The 17,694-nt window shown below is 68.6% G+C and carries 18 protein-coding genes and 1 tRNA gene; 6 read left to right on the top strand and 13 right to left on the bottom strand.

Annotated features, from left to right (window positions below; genetic code table 11):
• Positions 1 to 479: 479 nt before the first annotated feature.
• A complete protein-coding gene (aceE, locus tag ACJ73U_RS36510; protein WP_407782319.1) occupies positions 480 to 3,254 on the bottom strand; it encodes a pyruvate dehydrogenase (acetyl-transferring), homodimeric type in 2,775 nt (924 codons plus the stop codon).
• Positions 3,255 to 3,537: 283 nt separating this feature from the next.
• Between aceE and ACJ73U_RS36505 the strand changes: the two genes are divergently transcribed.
• The 3 genes from ACJ73U_RS36505 (at position 3,538) to ACJ73U_RS36495 (ending at position 4,602) form a co-directional block, all read left to right on the top strand.
• Positions 3,538 to 3,969 (top strand): DUF3052 domain-containing protein, encoded by a 432-nt coding sequence (locus ACJ73U_RS36505; protein WP_407782318.1) that lies wholly within the window; start codon positions 3,538 to 3,540, stop codon positions 3,967 to 3,969.
• Positions 3,970 to 4,038: 69 nt separating this feature from the next.
• Positions 4,039 to 4,488 (top strand): peroxiredoxin, encoded by a 450-nt coding sequence (locus ACJ73U_RS36500; protein WP_407782317.1) that lies wholly within the window; start codon positions 4,039 to 4,041, stop codon positions 4,486 to 4,488.
• A 39-nt stretch (positions 4,489 to 4,527) separates the two neighbouring features.
• A tRNA-Val gene (locus tag ACJ73U_RS36495) sits at positions 4,528 to 4,602 on the top strand.
• 363 nt (positions 4,603 to 4,965) lie between these two features.
• On the opposite strand, the gene ACJ73U_RS36490 is transcribed toward ACJ73U_RS36495, so the two are convergent.
• Positions 4,966 to 5,211: a hypothetical protein gene (locus tag ACJ73U_RS36490; protein ID WP_407782316.1), complete on the bottom strand. Its 246-nt coding sequence runs from the start codon at positions 5,209 to 5,211 to the stop codon at positions 4,966 to 4,968.
• 21 nt (positions 5,212 to 5,232) lie between these two features.
• Complete coding sequence (locus ACJ73U_RS36485) at positions 5,233 to 5,835, bottom strand: hypothetical protein (protein WP_407782315.1); 603 nt, start codon at positions 5,833 to 5,835, stop codon at positions 5,233 to 5,235.
• A 393-nt stretch (positions 5,836 to 6,228) separates the two neighbouring features.
• On the opposite strand from ACJ73U_RS36485, the gene ACJ73U_RS36480 reads away from it, so the two are divergent.
• Entirely contained in the window at positions 6,229 to 6,552 is a 324-nt protein-coding gene (locus ACJ73U_RS36480; RefSeq protein WP_407782314.1) for a PadR family transcriptional regulator, read from the top strand.
• Here the strand turns inward: ACJ73U_RS36480 and ACJ73U_RS36475 are convergent.
• The 5 genes from ACJ73U_RS36475 to lipA all read right to left on the bottom strand — a co-directional run bounded on the left by ACJ73U_RS36475 (position 6,520) and on the right by lipA (position 10,505).
• Entirely contained in the window at positions 6,520 to 7,143 is a 624-nt protein-coding gene (locus ACJ73U_RS36475) for a permease prefix domain 1-containing protein (protein ID WP_407782313.1), read from the bottom strand. The two genes, ACJ73U_RS36480 and ACJ73U_RS36475, sit on opposite strands and share 33 nt — an antisense overlap.
• A 56-nt stretch (positions 7,144 to 7,199) precedes the next feature.
• Positions 7,200 to 7,697 carry an SgcJ/EcaC family oxidoreductase gene (locus tag ACJ73U_RS36470; protein WP_407782312.1) on the bottom strand — a complete coding sequence of 166 codons (498 nt, stop codon included), beginning with the start codon at positions 7,695 to 7,697 and terminating at the stop codon, positions 7,200 to 7,202.
• A 472-nt stretch (positions 7,698 to 8,169) separates the two neighbouring features.
• Positions 8,170 to 8,601 (bottom strand): transposase family protein, encoded by a 432-nt coding sequence (locus ACJ73U_RS36465; protein ID WP_407782311.1) that lies wholly within the window; start codon positions 8,599 to 8,601, stop codon positions 8,170 to 8,172.
• Positions 8,602 to 8,708: 107 nt separating this feature from the next.
• Entirely contained in the window at positions 8,709 to 9,404 is a 696-nt protein-coding gene (locus ACJ73U_RS36460; protein ID WP_407782310.1) for a DedA family protein, read from the bottom strand.
• A gap of 93 nt (positions 9,405 to 9,497) precedes the next feature.
• Positions 9,498 to 10,505, bottom strand: coding sequence for a lipoyl synthase (gene lipA / locus ACJ73U_RS36455; protein WP_407782309.1), 1,008 nt, complete (start codon positions 10,503 to 10,505; stop codon positions 9,498 to 9,500).
• A gap of 80 nt (positions 10,506 to 10,585) precedes the next feature.
• On the opposite strand from lipA, the gene ACJ73U_RS36450 reads away from it, so the two are divergent.
• A complete protein-coding gene (locus ACJ73U_RS36450; protein ID WP_407782308.1) occupies positions 10,586 to 13,120 on the top strand; it encodes a M14 family zinc carboxypeptidase in 2,535 nt (844 codons plus the stop codon).
• Here ACJ73U_RS36450 and ACJ73U_RS36445 read toward each other — a convergent pair.
• Both ACJ73U_RS36445 and ACJ73U_RS36440 read right to left on the bottom strand, forming a co-directional pair.
• Positions 13,099 to 13,698 (bottom strand): N-acetyltransferase family protein, encoded by a 600-nt coding sequence (locus ACJ73U_RS36445; RefSeq protein WP_407782307.1) that lies wholly within the window; start codon positions 13,696 to 13,698, stop codon positions 13,099 to 13,101. The two genes, ACJ73U_RS36450 and ACJ73U_RS36445, sit on opposite strands and share 22 nt — an antisense overlap.
• Entirely contained in the window at positions 13,695 to 14,291 is a 597-nt protein-coding gene (locus ACJ73U_RS36440) for a TetR/AcrR family transcriptional regulator (RefSeq protein ID WP_407782306.1), read from the bottom strand. Before ACJ73U_RS36440 ends, ACJ73U_RS36445 begins: the two co-directional genes overlap by 4 nt.
• Positions 14,292 to 14,417: 126 nt before the next feature.
• On the opposite strand from ACJ73U_RS36440, the gene ACJ73U_RS36435 reads away from it, so the two are divergent.
• A complete protein-coding gene (locus tag ACJ73U_RS36435) occupies positions 14,418 to 14,876 on the top strand; it encodes a hypothetical protein (protein ID WP_407782305.1) in 459 nt (152 codons plus the stop codon).
• Positions 14,877 to 15,052: 176 nt separating this feature from the next.
• Here ACJ73U_RS36435 and lipB read toward each other — a convergent pair whose 3' ends face one another.
• From lipB to sucB, 3 genes are all read right to left on the bottom strand, one after another.
• Entirely contained in the window at positions 15,053 to 15,784 is a 732-nt protein-coding gene (gene lipB / locus ACJ73U_RS36430) for a lipoyl(octanoyl) transferase LipB (protein ID WP_407782304.1), read from the bottom strand.
• Positions 15,785 to 15,819: 35 nt separating this feature from the next.
• Positions 15,820 to 16,704, bottom strand: coding sequence for a TIGR01777 family oxidoreductase (locus tag ACJ73U_RS36425; protein ID WP_407782303.1), 885 nt, complete (start codon positions 16,702 to 16,704; stop codon positions 15,820 to 15,822).
• Between the two features lie 25 nt (positions 16,705 to 16,729).
• The coding region (sucB, locus tag ACJ73U_RS36420) for a 2-oxoglutarate dehydrogenase, E2 component, dihydrolipoamide succinyltransferase (protein WP_407782302.1) at positions 16,730 to 17,694 on the bottom strand (965 nt) is incomplete at its 5' end.

Here is a 17,694-nt window from a genome sequence, read left to right as displayed (position 1 = left end):
GGCCGAATGGAACTGCCCCAGCTGGAGCCCAATGGCTGAAAGATGCCCGGCTGGAGGCGGGTGGCCAGCTGGAGACGAAGTGGGGAAAGGCCCGAAGGGCCACAACACGAGACGAAGAAAGCCCGCAGAACTATCACGCGAGAAACTCCGGAGGCACCTGTGCCCCCTCGCGAGGCAAGGCCAAGCAAAAACGCAACACCCCCACGCTGGTTCAGCAACAAACCGCACCGTGGGGGGCTCGGGGGGCTCGGCCCCCCGGCCAACACTGAGGCCGAATCCCAGAGGGAAGGTGCCCCAGCACCGAACAGGGGCAGCCAGATTCGGCCGGCCGGCCCGCCTTCCTCAAAGAGTCAGGCGGGCCGGCCTCTCCCCGGTCCCCACCGGTAATTCCACTATGGAGGGTGGAGGGAGGAGCCGCCACCCGTGTGCCCCTATCGTGTCAGGGGTTCATCAGCGCAGGTCAGCTGAGCTACGCACCGTCATGCGACGCCGGGGTCGGACGTCTGGGGGCCGGCTGCCGAGATGTCGTCGATGCGGTACCGCCTCGCGGCCTCGACCACCTTCGACTCGTCGATCTCGCCCGTCTTGGCCAGTGCGGCCAGCACGCCGACCACGATCGACTCCGTGTCCACCAGGAAGTGCCGCCGGGCCGCCGGGCGGGTGTCCGAGAAGCCGAAGCCGTCCGTGCCCAGGGTCAGCATCTCCGTGGGGACCCACGGACGGATGAGGTCGGGCACGGCGCGCATCCAGTCCGACACCGCCACGACCGGACCCTCCGCGGTCTCCAGCGCCGAGGTCACGTACGGCTTGCGCGGCTCGGCCTCCGGGTGCAGGAAGTTGTGCCGGTCGATCTCGACGGCGTCGCGCCGCAGCTCGGACCAGGACGTCGCCGACCACACGTCGGCCAGCACGCCCCACTCGTCGTACAGCTTCTCCTGCGCGGCCAGCGCCCACGGCATGGCGACCCCGGAGACCAGGATGTTCGCGTGCGGGCCCTCGGCGTCCACCGCCTTCTTGTACCGGTAGAGCCCGCGCAGCAGCCCTTCCACGTCGAGGTCGGCTGGCTCCGGCGCCTGGACGTACGGCTCGTTGTAGATGGTCAGGTAGTAGAAGACGTCCTCCGCCTGCTCGCCGTACATGCGGCGCAGGCCGTCCCGCACGATGTGGGCGATCTCGAACGACCACGCCGGGTCGTACGAGACCACGGCCGGGTTGGTGTGCGCCAGCAGCAGCGAGTGACCGTCGTTGTGCTGGAGGCCCTCGCCGGTCAGGGTCGTGCGGCCGGCCGTGGCGCCCAGGACGAAACCGCGCGTCATCTGGTCCGCGGCCGCCCACATACCGTCGCCGGTCCGCTGGAAGCCGAACATCGAGTAGAAGATGTAGATCGGGATCATCGGCTCGCCGTGCGTGGCGTACGACGTCCCGGCCGCGATGAACGACGCGGTCGACCCGGCCTCGTTGATGCCCTCGTGCAGGATCTGGCCCTGCTCGCTCTCCTTGTACGACAGCATCAGCGACGCGTCCACCGACGTGTACAGCTGCCCGTACGGGTTGTAGATCTTCTGCGTCGGGAACATCGAGTCCATGCCGAACGTGCGTGCCTCGTCCGGGATGATCGGCACGATCCGCGGCCCGACCTCCTTGTCCTTCGCCAGGTCGCGGACCAGCCGGACGAACGCCATCGTCGTGGCGACCTCCTGCTTGCCGGACCCGCGGCGGACGGCCTCGTAGACCTTGTCGCCGGGCAGCACGAGCGTCTTGGACTTCGCGCGGCGCTCCGGCACGTGCCCGCCCAGCTGGCGGCGGCGCTCCAGCAGGTACTGGATCTCCGGCGCGTCGTTGCCGGGGTGGTAGTACGGCGGCAGGTACGGGTCCTTCTCCAGCTCCGCGTCCGACAGCGGGATGCGCAGCGAGTCCCGGAAGAGCTTGATGTCCTCCAGGGTCATCTTCTTCATCTGGTGGGTCGCGTTGCGGCCCGCGAAGTGCGGTCCGAGGCCGTACCCCTTGATGGTCTTCGCGAGGATCACGGTCGGCTGGCCGTGGTGCTCGACCGCGGCCTGGTACGCGGCGTAGACCTTGCGGTAGTCGTGACCGCCGCGCTTGAGGTTCCAGATCTCCTGGTCGGTCATCGGCAGGACCAGGTCCTTGGTGCGCGGGTCCCGGCCGAAGAAGTGCTCGCGCACGAACGCGCCGTCGTTGGCCTTGTACGTCTGGTAGTCGCCGTCCGGCGTGGTGTTCATCAGGTTGACCAGGGCGCCGTCGCGGTCGGCGTGCAGCAGCGCGTCCCACTCGCGGCCCCAGATGACCTTGATGACGTTCCAACCGGCGCCGCGGAAGTACGCCTCCAGCTCCTGGATGATCTTGCCGTTGCCGCGGACCGGGCCGTCGAGGCGCTGCAGGTTGCAGTTGATGACGAACGTGAGGTTGTCCAGGCCCTCGTTCGCGGCGACGTGGATCAGGCCGCGGGACTCGGGCTCGTCCATCTCGCCGTCGCCGAGGAAGGCCCATACGCGCTGGTCAGAAGTGTCCTTGATGCCCCGCGCCTGCAGGTAGCGGTTGAACCGCGCCTGGTAGATCGCGTTCATCGGGCCGAGGCCCATGGAGACCGTCGGGTACTCCCAGAAGTCCGGCATCAGCCGGGGGTGCGGGTAGGACGGCAGGCCCTGGCCGGGGCCGCCGTGCGAGTACTCCTGGCGGAAGCCGTCGAGCTGGTCGGTGGACAGGCGGCCCTCGAGGAACGCCCGCGCGTACATGCCGGGGGAGGCGTGGCCCTGGAAGTAGACCTGGTCACCGCCGCCCGGGTGGTCCTTGCCGCGGAAGAACCAGTTGAAGCCGACCTCGTAGAGCGTCGCCGAGGACGCGTAGGTCGAGATGTGGCCGCCGACGCCGACGCCGGGCCGCTGCGCGCGGTGCACGGTCATCGCCGCGTTCCAGCGGATCCACGCCCGGTAGCGCCGCTCCACCTCCTCGTCACCGGGGAACCACGGTTCCCGCTCGGTGGGGATGGTGTTGACGTAGTCGGTGCTGGTCAGCGACGGGACGCCGACTCGCTTCTCCCGTGCGCGCTCGAGCAGCCGAAGCATCAGGTAGCGCGCACGCTGCTGGCCACCCGTGGAGAGCATCGAGTCGAACGACTCGAGCCACTCCTCGGTCTCCTCCGGATCGATGTCCGGCAGGTGTGCCGCCAGACCGTCGCGGATGACCCGTACCCGCTCGGGCTGATTCCTGCTGTTCTCGCTGCTCTGCGTAGCCAAGGGGTCTCCAGTGCCTGCGCTCATGGTGCTAACTCTGCCATCGTTCTCTCGACTCGTGCTCGGGTCATCCCTACTGGTCAGTAGCGTTGCGTCGGCCGTTCGGGGGGAGCGCCGACCGGGTGCCCGGACGGGACTGTTCCACTCCGGATCCGTACCGGTTTGTGATGGTCCGTCCAGGGCAAACCCGGCGTGGGTGGTTGCGCGGGTGGGCAAGGTCAGTGTTCGCTGTGCCAATACCGTTTCGTGGTGGTCGCCACGATGGCGTTGAGGAGGAGTGAAAGCCGTGGTCGCCGCGGGAGACGCCGGCAAGGCCGGCGTCGCCGAAAGGCTCGGGATCGAGCCGGGGAACGTCGTCCAGGAACTCGGTTGGGACGAGGATGTCGACGACGGCGTCCGCGCCGCCATCGAGGAGCAGATCGGAGGCGATCTGCTGGACGAGGATGCCGACGAGGTCGTCGATGTCGTGCTGTTGTGGTGGCGCGAGGACGACGGTGACCTGGTGGACGCCCTGATGGACGCGATGGGTCCGCTCGCGGACAACGGTGTCATCTGGGTGCTGACCCCGAAGACCGGCCGCGACGGTCACGTCGAACCGAGCGACATCGCGGAGGCCGTGCCCACCGCCGGGCTGGCGCAGACGTCGAACGTCAGCGTCGGCAGCGACTGGTCGGCGACCAGGCTCGTGTCACCGAAGTCCGCGAAGACCAAGCGCTGACCTTCGTTACGCTGTGCCTCGTGCGGGTGACGCCCGCGCGCGTTCGGGGTCGTTCAGGGAGGCTGCGCGGTGGTCGAGGTCGGTTCGAAGGCACCGGAGTTCACGCTCAAGGACTTCAACAACGAGAAGGTGTCACTTTCGTCCGTTTACGCGGACAAGCCGGTCCTGCTGGTGTTCTACCCGTTCGCGTTCAGCGGGATCTGCACCGGCGAACTGTGCCAACTGCGCGACGACTTCTCGTCGTTCAGCGGCGTGCGGGTCCTCGGCGTCTCGGTCGACACCCCGTACAGCCTGAAGGTGTGGGCGGAGCAGGAGGGCTACCAGTTCCCGCTCCTGTCCGACTTCTGGCCGCACGGCGCCGTGGCCCAGCAGTACGGCGTCTTCAACGAGAAGGCCGGCATGGCGAACCGCGGGACGTTCCTGATTGACACTGCCGGTGTCGTCCGCTTCGCCGAGGTCAACCAGCCGGGCGAGGCACGTAACCAGGAAGCGTGGAAGAAGGCGATCGCCAGCCTTTGATCGTCAGCGTCCGGTGTCGGCAGTCTCCGGCACCGGCCAGGGCGTGTAGCTCAGCGGAAGAGCACTCGGCTTACACCCGAGCGGTCGCAGGTTCGAATCCTGTCGCGCCCACCACCCGAGGTCGGCCCTGCTTTCGCGCCTTCGCCTGATTGGTCGTCCCCTCAGTCCACCGTCCACTGTTGCACTCACAGTTCACCTTTCGTCCGGACTGTCTACATGCCGCCCGTCGTTCTTACTCTTCCCAGTGACTGTCCTCAGGAAACGGTTGTGCTCCGGGTTCATGATCGCTAGTGTGCGCCGCGTGGCCGGAAGCGGGTACACCCACTGCCGGAGTGGCCGGGGCGTTGCCACAAGCGCTTTAACCCGATGGTCGCCACTGAATCGAAGTCTTTAAAGCGACAGGAGAACGCCCAAATGCGTGGCGGCGAAGACGGAGACGCCTGAGTGCGTGAGTAGCTCGTGATGTCCTGTCACGAGCTACTTCAATTGCAGCCTGATTCCCACGAAGGTCATCGCTGGGATCTTGTCCGCACACCATTTGTACACCTTTTTGCCGTCTTGGTCGCTCAGGTCCGCGGTTAGTTGGACGTCCGGCTCTCCCTCGCCGATGAGTTCGTACACCGCCTCGAACCCACGGGGAAGTACGATGCTGTATTCGGCGCACGCAATCTCCAGGGCGTTGGTGGTGCGGAGAACGAAGTCCTCCGGCTGCTTGTGCCGCATCATTGGCTGGCACTTCGCCGGTCAGGTGCGTGTCACCTCGAACCGGATGATCTTCCCCCGGCGAACGGGCGGGTCCAGGTCCAGGTATGAGATCAGCCTGTCGCCCTCCCAGGACGAAAACATGTGCCAACTCGGTCCGGCCTGGCCGAGGGCGTCCCGGCTCCGTGCGACCATCTTGATCTTGCGAAGATGCTTTCGCGGCTGTTCCCAGCGGCTGCGGGTGGTGAGCCGCACGAAGTAGACCACCTCGCGGGAAGTGTGTGCCTCCAGCGTCAGAACCTCGTGCACGTCACCGTTGGGCTCGATCTCGACCCGTTGCTGCCACTTGTCGACCGCCAGAAGAGGCTCCGGGCTGAGATCGGTGAGTACCTTGTAATACCAGTTGAGACGCCGCAGGTACTTGTCCCGGTCGTGCTTTATCGCGCGCCGGTCCGCGAGCAATAGCAGTGCGCACGACATCAGGCCAAAAATAGTGGTGACAAATGCCCCTACCCGTATGGCACTGCTCATAATTGAGCCTAGTAGGCCGGCAAATGACATCAACCCCAAAGCGGCTTTCAGGATGGCCGATGGCTTGTGTTCTCGGAGGTACTCGTCCAGCCACTCGGTGAAACCCTCGAACATCTCGCCTCCTCACAGGGTAAAAATGCGAGGTGGATGCTCCCGGGAAAGGTTCCTGGGCATCTTACTAACAGGGTAAGTGGTGAGGATGGTAAGTGGCTAGTTTGGCCAGGTGGATCTCCCGCGGTATGAGAACTTCTCGGCCTGATCGTTACCGTCCGAGGCTCCACGGGAACGGGCGGTTGCCCGTGAAGACCTCGTTCGCTGCCGGTTTGCGCAGGTAGCGGTGCGGCAAATGCCGGCATCGAGAGGTCGCCGCAGGGAAATGTCTGATCATTTCGCCATTCCCTCGACGTCATTTGTTTGTCAGGTTTTGGGTTTGTTAGCGCGACGACTGGAATTGCTTAGACCACGAGGGAGTTATGTGATTTGTGCTGCCATAGGTAGACTAGCTACGTGAGGGCTGATGTCTTGCGGGGGCACCTCGACGGGATGATCCTGGCGGTGATCGAGGGGGAGCCGCTGCACGGGTATGCCGTTATGGAGGCGTTGCTGCAGCGCAGTGGGGGGCAGCTCGATCTGCCCACCGGGACCCTCTACCCCGCGCTGCGGCGGTTGGAGCGGGCCGGTTATCTGTCCAGTGAGTGGAGCACGGTCGGTGGGCGGCGGCGGCGTACTTACCGCCTCACGGGGACCGGTAAGCGGATGCTCGCCGATGAGCGGAGCGAGTGGCGGGCGTTCGCCGCGTTAGTCGATGGGGTGCTTCGGCCGGGTATGTAGGCAGCGGTACGCGGACATCGTCGTGTAGGCGGCCGGTGCCAGTACGAACGTGGCTGTCCACAGGGGTGTCAGATAACCGCCCGACAGTATGGTCAGCAGGATGCTCGCCGCGGCCAGCAGGGCGCAGGACGTCAGAGCGGCGACACCTGTCAGGCGGGCCAGCCGCAGTCTGATCGCCGGGTGCCGCATTCCGTAGCGGTAGGCCACCGCGGTCAGCAGGGCCAGCAGGATGATGGTGCCGCCCAGGTTCTCGACCATCTCGTTGGCCAGGCGCGGGTGCTCCGGTGTGTCACTCAGCCGCGCGAACGTCGCCCACACCAAGGGCTGCGCCGCCGACAGCGACAGCATCGCCAGTGCGGTTCGGTGACCCTGCGACAGGCTCAGTTCGGCCTGGTACGGCGGGATGATGTCGGCCAGGTCGCCGAAGTCCGCCACCGCGGCGGCTTCGGCCGTTGGCCGGTCCAGGCCGTTCTCCTGATATGCCTCGGTGGCCTCCAACAGGTGATCGCGGGCCTCGGCCAGTAGGTTGGCCTTCGCTCGCCGAGGCCCGCGTAGTGCGTTGCCCAGTGCCGTGAGGTAGGCGTCGATCACTCTCGGCAGTGTCGCCTACCGCCGGGGTCGGCGTGATCCGGGACATTCCCCGATATTCACGGGATGGGGCGGATCCTCGTGTTCTGGAAGGACGTTTGCAGCCAGCGACCGTGTCGTTTGATCAGCACGTTCGTGTTGACGGACAGGGCTTCGTCGGTGCACGTCGTCTGGGCGTCCCACAGCACGCAGCCGGTGCGGACGATGATCGCCGTGTCCGGTTCGGTGTAGCGGACATGCTCGGTCAGCATCAGTAGGCGGGTGCCCTGCAGGTAGGTGTCGAAGTAGTGCTGCATGCGGGCGGCGATGTCGTCCCGGCCGTGCAGGTAGTCGCCGTTGAAGGTGACCATGTCGCCGTCCTGGGTGAACGTCGCGGCCCAGGCCGTGCCGTCGCCGCGTGCCCATGCGTCTTCCTGCCGCTGCCGTAGCTGGGTGAAGGCCGCCTGGTCCCCGCCGTGTGCCGTCGGTGTGGCGGCGACGGCTGTCGTCGACGTCAGCGCCGCGACCGTGGCGACCAGTGCCGCGAGGGCCGCGCGGCGGAGTCGGTGTCCCCTCATGAGCAACCTCCCATAAGTAGCGTCTCTACGTATAGACACGCTACATGTGGATGCCGTGGAGCGCCACGGAGGGGTTGTGGCGGGGACATGCACGGCGCCGGTTTGAGACGGCTCATCAGGGAAGCGGCCGGGAAATACCGGGTATGTGCTCCGCGGGAAAAGAGCAGCGTGATTCGCCGCCGCCTGCGGGGTTGGTTCTTGGGAATGGGGAGGAAGAGACGCCGGCGACATCGGGCGCACTGGACGAGACCGTCGCTGGGGACGGTCAGTGTGCGGATTCTTGTCGTCCAGGGCGCGGATAGGGCCGGCGCCTCGCTCCTCTGTGTTCCTACACGAGGGAGATCGGCTCGTTGTGACTCTCTGTTACAAAAATCCCTGCACGTCACTCAGTTGAGTGATGAGGGTGTCGGGAGTTTGCCCAAGGAATCAAGAAATCCGCGAATCAGAGTCTCATTGAGGTGATCTCACAGGATCAGGTGTGTTGGCCGTGTTCGAATTGGGTGAGGACGAGTGCGGCTTGGACGATGGTGCCGATTTTGCTGGGGTTGGTGGTGAGGTGTTGGAGAACGCGCCAGCGTTCGGTGAGGACGGCGAAGCCGTGTTCGCCCAGGCAGCGCAGTCCGCGCAGCAGAGCGTTGTGGGTGCGGTTGTCGAGGACTTGGTTGCCGGTGGGTTGTTTGCTCGGGGTGTGCACGTCGATGCCGGCGTCGTCGTAGCCGTTGTTAGCCAACGTCGGTAGGTCGAGGTGGGAGGCGGTCCGGTACAAGGCGCCGAGCACCTGTGCGTGGGCGGTGGTCAGATCGTGCGCTGATTCGGGCAGGACATCGCTGGCCCACAACGGTGTGCCGTTCAGTGCAGAGTGCTTGAATATCGCTGCCGTGTTCGTGGGTTTGCCGAATACCACAGGTCGATCAACTCGCCCTTGACGCTGGTGGTCTTCTCCAAACAGCGGTCGGCGGTGGGCAAGTCAGGCCCCGCGCCATGCCGTGACGTCCGTTTGGTCGTCCCCTGTCAGCCCTCGAGTTCCAGGGCGGGTTCCTGGGCGACGACTGTGGGCTCCACGGGGATCACCACCACCGGGATGGCGGCCGACCTCGCCTTGCGGCGCTTGTGGACCACGATCATGGCGGCCAGGGCCACGACGATGGCGCCGATGATGACCGCGCCGCCTACGCCCATGGCGCCTTCCACGCGTTCGGCCGCCTCGCCCAGGGCCGCGCCCAGGGTGATGTGGAGGGCTGCCCAGCACGCCGCGCCTGCCAGCACCGCGGGTAGGAACTTCCGGTACGGCAACTGGGACGTGCCCGCGGCCGCCGGGGTCAGGGTGCGGACCACCGGTAGGAACCGGGCGAAGAACACCGCCCACGCGCCTCGTTTGCGCAGGATGCCCGTGGCCTTGTCCCAGCCGTCCACACCGTACTTCTGGATCAGCTTCGTCTCGCGTAAGGCTGGGCCGAACCGCCGGCCGATGGCGTACCCGATCGAGTCACCGACACCGGCGCAGACCGTGACGATCAGCCACAGCAGGAGGCCCTTGGGGAAACTGGTCACCAGGACCGCGGACGCCAGCAGCAGGCCGCCCTCACCCGGGGCGATGAAGCCCAGGCCGACGGTGCACTCCGCGAGCACGAGCCCCCCGGTCGCGGCGTACATCGCCGGTGCTGGCAGTTCCCTCAGCCAGGTCAGAACATCGGTCAACAGCGCCACGACTGCTCCCCTCAGTGATTTCCGCGGCAAGTTTGGCAGTTGGACCGAGGAAATCACATCCGGGTTCCACCTGGCATCAACCCTGAGTCCGATCTATGGGGTCCGACTGAGGACGGAGCTGATCTCCTGGTGTGCCGGGCCGGCGGCGGCCAGGTGGGCCATCGCCGCGGGTAGGGGCTCGCCGCGGTGGGCCATGACCTGCGCGTACAGGCGACCGGCCCGGTAGGACGACCGGACCAGCGGACCCGCCATGACACCGGCGAAACCGAGCGACTCCGCGGCCTCCTTGTGCGCCAGGAACTCCTCCGGCTTCACCCACCGGTCCACCGGGTGGTGGCGCAGCGACGGCCGCAGGTACTGGGTGATCGTGATGATGTCGCAGCCGGCCTCGTGCAGGTCCCGCAGCGCCGCGACGACCTCGTCCGGGGTCTCGCCCATGCCCAGGATCAGGTTCGACTTCGTGACCAGGCCGAACTCACGTGCGCGGGTGATCACCTCGAGTGACCGCTCGTACCGGAACGCCGGACGGATGCGCTTGAAGATCCGCGGCACGGTCTCCAGGTTGTGCGCCAGCACCTCCGGACGGGAGCCGAACACCTCGGCCAGCTGCTCGTCGACAGCGTTGAAGTCCGGGATCAGCAGCTCGACGCCGGTGCCGGGGTTCATGGCGTGGATCTGCCGGACGGTCTCCGCGTACAGCCAGGCGCCGCCATCGGCGAGGTCGTCGCGGGCCACGCCCGTGACCGTCGCGTAGCGCAGGCCCATGGCCTGGACCGACTCCGCCACCTTGCGCGGCTCCTCGCGGTCCAGCGCGGCCGGCCGGCCGGTGTCGATCTGGCAGAAGTCACACCGCCGGGTGCACTGCTCGCCGCCGATGAGGAACGTCGCCTCGCGGTCCTCCCAGCACTCGTAGATGTTGGGACAGCCCGCCTCCTCGCACACGGTGTGCAGGCCCTCGCGCCGCACCAGGCTCTTGAGCTCGGTGTACTCAGGACCCATCTTGGCGCGGGTCTTGATCCACGACGGTTTCTTCTCGATCGGCGTCTGGCTGTTGCGCACCTCGAGCCGCAGCAGCTTTCGCCCCTCCGGAGCGATCGTCACGCCGTTCAGGTTACGCCCCTTGACCTCGTCCGATCCGTCCGGTTAGACCTGGCTCACCCTGCTACGGACGGAGGCAGTTCGTGCACAGAAAGCGAAAAGTTCTCCTCGCGCTCGCGACCGCCGCGCTGACCATCACCTCGATCACCGCCGCGCCGGCGGTCGCGGCTCCCCCGACCGACTCCGACCGGGACTTCGGTAACGGTCCCGAGCGCAACGTGGTCGCCGCAGCCGACCCCGTTGCCGCCCGCCGCGCCGCACCCGTCGGCGAGAACGAGGTACGCACCCACCAGGGCTACCCGCGCCGGACCGATCTGCGGACCTACCCGGTGGACCCGACCGACACGTCGACCAGGCTCGGGCTCACGCCCTACCACGCGATCGCACCCCGGCTGAACGCGCTGCAGGACCGCAGCGACCGTGTCTCCGTCGAGGTCGTCGGCCACTCCGGGCTCGGCCGCGACCTGTACCTCGTCACCCTCACCGCGCCCGAGCGGCCCGCCGAGACCCGCCAGCAGGACGCCTGGCGCGAGCTGATCGAGAACGACCCGGTCCGCGCCGCCCGCGACCGGCGGCTCGAGCGGGACTACAAGGCGCCGGTGTGGATCAACAACAACATCCACGGCAACGAGTGGGAGGGCACCGACGCGGCACTGCGCCAGATCGAGTACCTGGCCACCACGAACGACCAGCGCACCACCAACCTCCTGCGGCACAGCCGGATCTACTTCGACATCACGGCGAACCCCGACGGCCGGGTCGCCGGCACCCGGGTGAACGCGAACGGCTTCGACCTCAACCGCGACTTCGTCACCAACTCCCAGCCCGAGAGCGTGGCGATGCGTACGGAGATCATCGACACCCAGCCGGTGCTCACGCTGGACGAGCACGGGTACGTCGACGGCACGCTCATCGAGCCGACCACCCCGCCGCACGGCCAGAACTACGACTTCGACCTCTACATCAGGCACGGCTACGCCAACGGCCTGGGCATGGAGGCCGCGGTCAAGGCCCTCGGCTACCCGGAGGCGCAGGACGTCGTCGTGCCGTTCCGCGACTGGCCGCCGGGCGAGTGGGACGGCTGGCCACCGATCTTCACCGCGCAGTACGCGATGTACCACGGCGCCGTGTCCTACACCATCGAGATCCCCCTGCAGGTCAACAACGACGCCTACGACACGTTGCCCGTCGAGGAGCTGCGGCGCCGCGCGGCCATCAACACGGACGTGTCGGAGGCGACGATGAGGACCACGCTGTCCTACCTCGGCGCGCACCGGGAGGAGCTGGTCGACAACCAGATCGAGATCTTCCGGCGCGGCGCGGCCGGCGAGCCCCAGCGGTACATCCCGGACGGGTTCGTGCCGGGGTTCGGGCCGGAGGACCGGTTCACCACGACGTTCCCGCGCGCCTACGTCGTGCCGGCCGGTGCGACCCAGCGCTCGGCGGTCGCGGCGGCCCGGCTGGTGGACCACCTCGTGGCGCACGACGTGCGGGTCCGGCAGGCCACGCGGCCGTTCACCCTGGGCGGCAGGGCGTATCCGGCCGGGTCGTACGTGGTCGACATGCACCAGCCGAAGCGCGGCCTCGCCAACGCGATGCTGGAGGCGGGCAAGGACCTGTCGAACGACGCACCGCAGATGTACGACATCGCCGGTTGGAGCCACCGGCTGCTGTGGGGTGCCTCGGTCGACGTCGTGCGGAACGGGCAGGTCAGGGTGCCGAGCTTCGACGTCGTGGCGGCCGCGCCGACCGGCGGCGTCGAGGCGGCACCCGACCGTGACCTGGCGCTCCGGGTCGTCGACGGCAAGGACGCGAGCGCGGTCAACGACCTGCTCGGTCGCGGCCTCGCGCTGCGGCGGCTCGCCGACGGGACGGTCGTGGTGCCGGCCGCGGACCGGCAGGCGGCGCGGGAGGTCGCCGACCGGTACGGCGTGCGGTTCACCGCCGCTCCACGGGGCGCTCAGGGCAGCCCGCTGCACCGGGTGACGGTCGCGGCGGCGGTGGCGGCCGACGAGCTGTTCGCCCTGCGGGAGATGGGCTTCGACGTTCGGCCGGTCTCCACGGCCACGCTGAACGCCGGGTTCGACCTGTCCGGAGTGGACGTGCTCGTGGTGTCGTCCGGGCTGCGGTACGACCAGCTGCGGCCGGCCGCGAAGGCGCGGGTCGACGCCGTGTTCGCGCGTGGCGGCGTGGTCACCCGCGGTGCGACCGGGTCGCGGTTCAACGCCGACGCGCGGTTGCTGCCCGTGACCGCGGTGCCCGGCCGGGAGGACGCCAACGGGGTGGTGACCGTCGACAACGCGGCCGCGGCCGTACTGGCCGGAGCGACCCCGACATCGTTCGTGTACTCGCCGCAGTGGTTCACCGACCTCGGCGCGGGCGTGCGGGTCGAGCAGCGGTTCGGGCCGGGCAACCCGCTGGTCGCCGGCCACTGGCTGCCGAACGCGGACGGCTCGGGCGGATCGAACGCCGCGGCCGGGCAGGCGGCCGTCGTGTCGGGTGCGTCGGCGACGGGCGCGCGGGTGTTGATGTTCGGCACGGAGCCGCTGTTCCGCGCACACCCCAAGGGCCTGTACGCCCAGGTGGCGGCCGGGATCTACTGGGGCGCCACGCGATAGCGGCGCGGTGGCGTCGAGCCGGGGCCGCCTGGCTCGGCGCCACGCAGCCGCACGTGCGGTGGGTGGCCGAGGGGCAGCATCATCTGGACGTCGTCGAAGCGGTCGTCGCCCACCACGATGCGGTTCGGCAGGCGGCCCCACTCGCGGAAGCCCAGCTCCTCGTACAGCTGGATCGTGCCGTGGTTGTTGCCGCGCACGCCGAGGACGAGCAGTTCGAGGTCGGTTCGCCGGGCGTCGTCGATCAGGGCGGACACCACGTGCCTGCCCAGGCCGCGCCCGCGGGCGGACGGGTGGGCCATCACCTTGCCGACCACCGCGGTGTGGCGGAACACCTGGGGCTTCTCCCGCCGCCAGGTGCCCATGGCCTCGACGACGCCCTCGACCGTCGCGAGCACGAGTGCGCCGTCGCCGGCGCGGATGTCGGCCAGGACGCCGTCCAGCCACTCGTCGACCTCCGCCTGGGACGGTGGGCTCAGGTAGCCCACCGCGCCGCCGGCGGCCACCACGTCGTGCAGGACCCGGTGCACGGCTCGACGCAGGTTCGTGGGGGCTTGCCTAGGCCAGAGGAGATCGCTCACACCGGCATTCTGCGCATGCCGTTCATGACGGCGGTAATGGTTTTCCTCACGTCCGCAGCGGCCTTCTTCGGGTCCTGGGCGCCGGCGATGGTCTCCGCGCCCGCGGACAGGGCGCCGAACAGGATGCGGGCGGTCACCTCGACCGGCAGCGGCTCGATCTCACCGGCCTCGACCAGCGACTCGACCGTCTCGCGAACCAGGCCGTAGCTGAAGTGCTCCTCGGCCTCGCGCCAGCGCTCCCAGCCCATCACGACCGGCGCCTCGTGGATGACGATCCGCTGGTAGGACGGTTCGAGGCAGACGCTGATGTAGGTCTGGATCCCGGCCATGGCGCGGTCCCAGGCCGTGCCCTCCCCGTCGACCGCCACGGAAAGCCGTCCGATCGCGGTCGTCTCCACGGCGTCGAACGCGGCCTCGAACAGAGCCTGCTTGCCGCTGAAGTGGTGGTAGAGCGCGCCCTTGGTGACCCGGGCCCGCTTCACGATCGCGTCGAGCGACGTGGCGGCGTAACCCCGCTTCGTGAACATCTCCAGGGCCGAGTCGACCAGCGCCTGCCGCGTGGACTCGGTGTAGTCCACACGCCTCGACCGCATTGTCACCACGCTCACAACGGTACGACACATAGCGGCCACATACCGGTGGTACGTTGATGTTGTTCGACCATACCGACGGTATGTACAAGACTGATGGTATGACCGGAGCAAGGCAGGGGAGTGACCATGGGGTGGCAAGACTTCTACCGCCGCAGGGACGCGCTGGACGCCGTTGTCGAGCAGGGGGAACTGCGTACTTCCGAGGCTTTCCCGAGCGAGGGTGAGCTGCTGCTCGCACTGCACCACCGCTGGGCGCGGCGGCTGGCGGCGCGGGTGGAGCTGGCGGAGCTGTCCGACGGCGACCGGGTCGACGCGATCGGCGCGGCCTGGCGGCGGACGGCCGAGGACAACGCCTCGTTGCGGGCGTTGCTGGACCGGCACGCGGACGGGGAGGTGCTGCGGCCGTTGGTCGAGGCGGAGCACCGGATGCTGGCGCGAGCCGCCGGCCTGACCGAGGCCGGGGACTCGCCGGCGGAGGAGGCGTCGATCGGCGCCGCGTTCCTCGCACTGCAGCGGTCGGCGCCGGAACCGGTCCGCCGCAACCCGGTGGAACGCCTGCTCCGCCGCCTCGTCCCGTCCGCTTGACCTACCCCAAGGGCCCCGGATCTCTGTGCGAGGCCCGCACCCGCCCAACAGTTACCTCAGGGGAACGTGACGGCACCCAGCCACAATCCACCTCCGCACCCGCACCGATGGCCGGAACGCAACCAACACATAGAAGCGCGGGGAGGCGGACCAGCGAGGCGGACCAGCGAGGCTGGCTAGTGTGCCAGTTCGAAGCTGACGCCAGGGCTGGTCGGCTCCCAGCGCGGGAGCCACCGGTCCGCGACCGGGAGCGAGCCCTCGAGGGCCTGGAGCACGTACTTCTCCGCCAGCGGCGCGACCTCGTCCACCGGCACCGTGCGGCCGAGCTCGACCGACAGCGACGTCACGCCCGCGTCGCGGATGCCGCACGGGATGATCCGTTCGAACGCCGACAGGTCGGCGTCGCAGTTCAGCTCGAAGCCGTGCATCGTCACGCCGCGCTGGACGCGGATACCGATGGCGGCGATCTTGCGCTCCCAACGGTGGTCGTCGGCCGGCAGCCACACGCCGCTGCGGCCCTCGACGCGACCGGTCACCAGTCCGAACGAGTCGCACACCGCGATGAGCGCTTCCTCGATGCGGCGGACGTACTGCACGACATCGATCGGGTCGGCCAGCTTCACGATCGGGTAACCGACCAGCTGACCGGGACCGTGCCAGGTGATCTTACCGCCGCGGTCGACGTCCACGACCGGAGTGCCGTCGTCCGGGCGCTCGTCCGGCTCCGTGCGCTTGCCGGCCGTGTAGACCGACGGGTGTTGCAGCAGCAGCAACGTGTCCGGACCGGCCTCGTCGGCACGGGTGCCCGCCAGCTCACGTTGCAGCTCCCACGCCTCGACGTAGTCGATCGTGCCGAGCTCGCGGACATGCACAGGAGCGCCAGACGCGCGACAGGAAGTCACCTCCACGACCCTACGCCGTCCACTCGCGACACGTTAGAGCCTCACCCGAGCAGCGACGAGAACGTCTCGTCCAGCGTCGGGTGCCGGTAGGTGAAACCGTTGTCCACCAACACGGTCGGCGCCATGCGCTGGCTGTAGAGGATCTCCCCGTTCGTGTCGCCCGCCGCCAGTCTCAAGGCGGCGGCCGGGACGAACCACGGTGCGGGGCGGTGCATCGCGCGCCCGAACGCGGCCGTGAACTCGGCGTTGGTGACCGGGTTGGGGGAGCACACGTTCACCGCGCCGGACAGCGTGTCGTGCTCGATCAGGTGCCGGACCGCGGCGACCTGGTCCTCGACGTGGATCCACGGCATGTACTGGCGGCCGTTGCCCAGCTTCGCGCCCAGGGCGAGGAAGAACAGCGGTTTCAACAGACCGACCAGCCCGCCGCGGCGGGCGAGGACGTGGCCGGTGCGCAGCCGCACCACCCGCGTGCCCGCGTCGGCCGCGCGTTGCGTCGCGGCCTCCCACGACTGGCACAGGCCGGCCAGGAAGCCGGTGCCCACCGGCGCGGACTCGGGCACGAGCGCGTCGCCCTTGTCGCCGTAGTAGCCGGCCGCGGACGCGTTCACCAGCAGGGGGATGCCCTGCTCGGCGACGGCCGCAGCCAGCACCTCGGTCGGTTCGACCCGGCTGTTCACCAGCAGCTGGCGCCGTGCGTGGCTCCACCGGCCGCCGGCGATGGGCGCGCCGCACAGGTTGACCACGGCGTCCGCACCGGCCAGCGCACCGGCGTCGATGCGGCCGGCCGGCGGGTCCCACCCGCGCTCGTCAGCGGCCCCAGGGGTGCGCCGGACGAGCCGGAGCACCTCGTGGCCGCCAGCGCGCAGCTCGCCGACGAGTGCGGACCCGATGAGGCCGGACGCCCCGGCGACCACGATCCTCACAGACCGCTCCTCGCAGGCTCTCCGCTCACAGCCCGAGCTCGCCCTCGAAGTTGCCCTCCTGCAGACGGTTCTTGATCGTCGTCAGGAACCGGCCCGCGTCGGCGCCGTCCACCAGGCGGTGGTCGTAGGTCAGCGCCATGTACATCATCGAGCGGATGGCGATCGTGTCGGCGCCGTCCTCGTCGGTGACCACGACCGGCCGCTTCACGACCAGGCCGACGCCCAGGATGCCGACCTGCGGCAGCTGGAGGATCGGCGTGTCCCACAGCGCACCCTGGCTGCCGAGGTTGGTCAGGTTGAACGTGGCGCCGAACAGCTCGTCCGGCGTGACCTTGTTCGCCCTGGTGCGCTCGGCGAGATCGGCGATCTTGTGGGCGAGACCGGCGACGGACAGGTCACCCGCGTTGTGGATCGCGGGGGTCAGCAGGCCCCGCTCGGTGTCCACCGCGATGCCGAGGTGCTCGGCGCCGTGGTAGGTCACCTCCTTGGTCTCGTCGTTGATCGACGCGTTCAGCTTCGGGTGCTGCTTGAGCGCCTCGACCGTGGCCTTCGCGAAGAACGGCAGGAACGTCAGCTTGACGCCCTCGCGTGCCTCGAACGCCGCCTTGGCCCGCTGCCGCAGCCTGGCGATCCTGGTCACGTCGACCTCGACCACCTGGGTGAGCTGCGCGGCCGTCTGCAGCGACTCGACCATGCGCCGCGCCACGGTCTGGCGCAGGCGGCTCATCTTCTCGGTCTTGCCACGCAGGTCCGCGGCAGGCGCGGCCGGGGCGGCGGACCTGGCGGCCGGTGCCGAGGCAGGCGCGGGGGCCGGCTTCCTGGCGGCCTCGGCCGCGGCCAGCACGTCCTGCTTGCGGATGCGGCCGCCCACGCCGGTGCCCGTGATGCTGTTGAGATCGACGCCGTGCTGCTTGGCCAGCTTGCGCACGATCGGCGTGACGTACGAGTCCGCGGCGGGCGCCTGCGGAGACGAGGCGGCCGGGGCTGTCG

It is taken from the genome of Actinophytocola sp. (assembly GCF_045807065.1).
Taxonomy (GTDB): Bacteria; Actinomycetota; Actinomycetes; order Mycobacteriales; family Pseudonocardiaceae; genus Actinophytocola.
This window is presented reverse-complemented; position numbering and strand designations above follow the sequence as displayed.

What these genes read in the sequence shown, in the direction of transcription:
- ACJ73U_RS36490 (WP_407782316.1), bottom strand. Translation starts at nt 5,211, where the DNA reads ATGCGGCACAAGCAGCCGGAGGACTTCGTTCTCCGCACCACCAACGCC.
- ACJ73U_RS36485 (WP_407782315.1), bottom strand. Translation starts at nt 5,835, where the DNA reads ATGTTCGAGGGTTTCACCGAGTGGCTGGACGAGTACCTCCGAGAACAC.
- ACJ73U_RS36470 (WP_407782312.1), bottom strand. Translation starts at nt 7,697, where the DNA reads ATGAGGGGACACCGACTCCGCCGCGCGGCCCTCGCGGCACTGGTCGCC.
- ACJ73U_RS36440 (WP_407782306.1), bottom strand. Translation starts at nt 14,291, where the DNA reads ATGCGGTCGAGGCGTGTGGACTACACCGAGTCCACGCGGCAGGCGCTG.
- ACJ73U_RS36435 (WP_407782305.1), top strand. Translation starts at nt 14,418, where the DNA reads ATGGGGTGGCAAGACTTCTACCGCCGCAGGGACGCGCTGGACGCCGTT.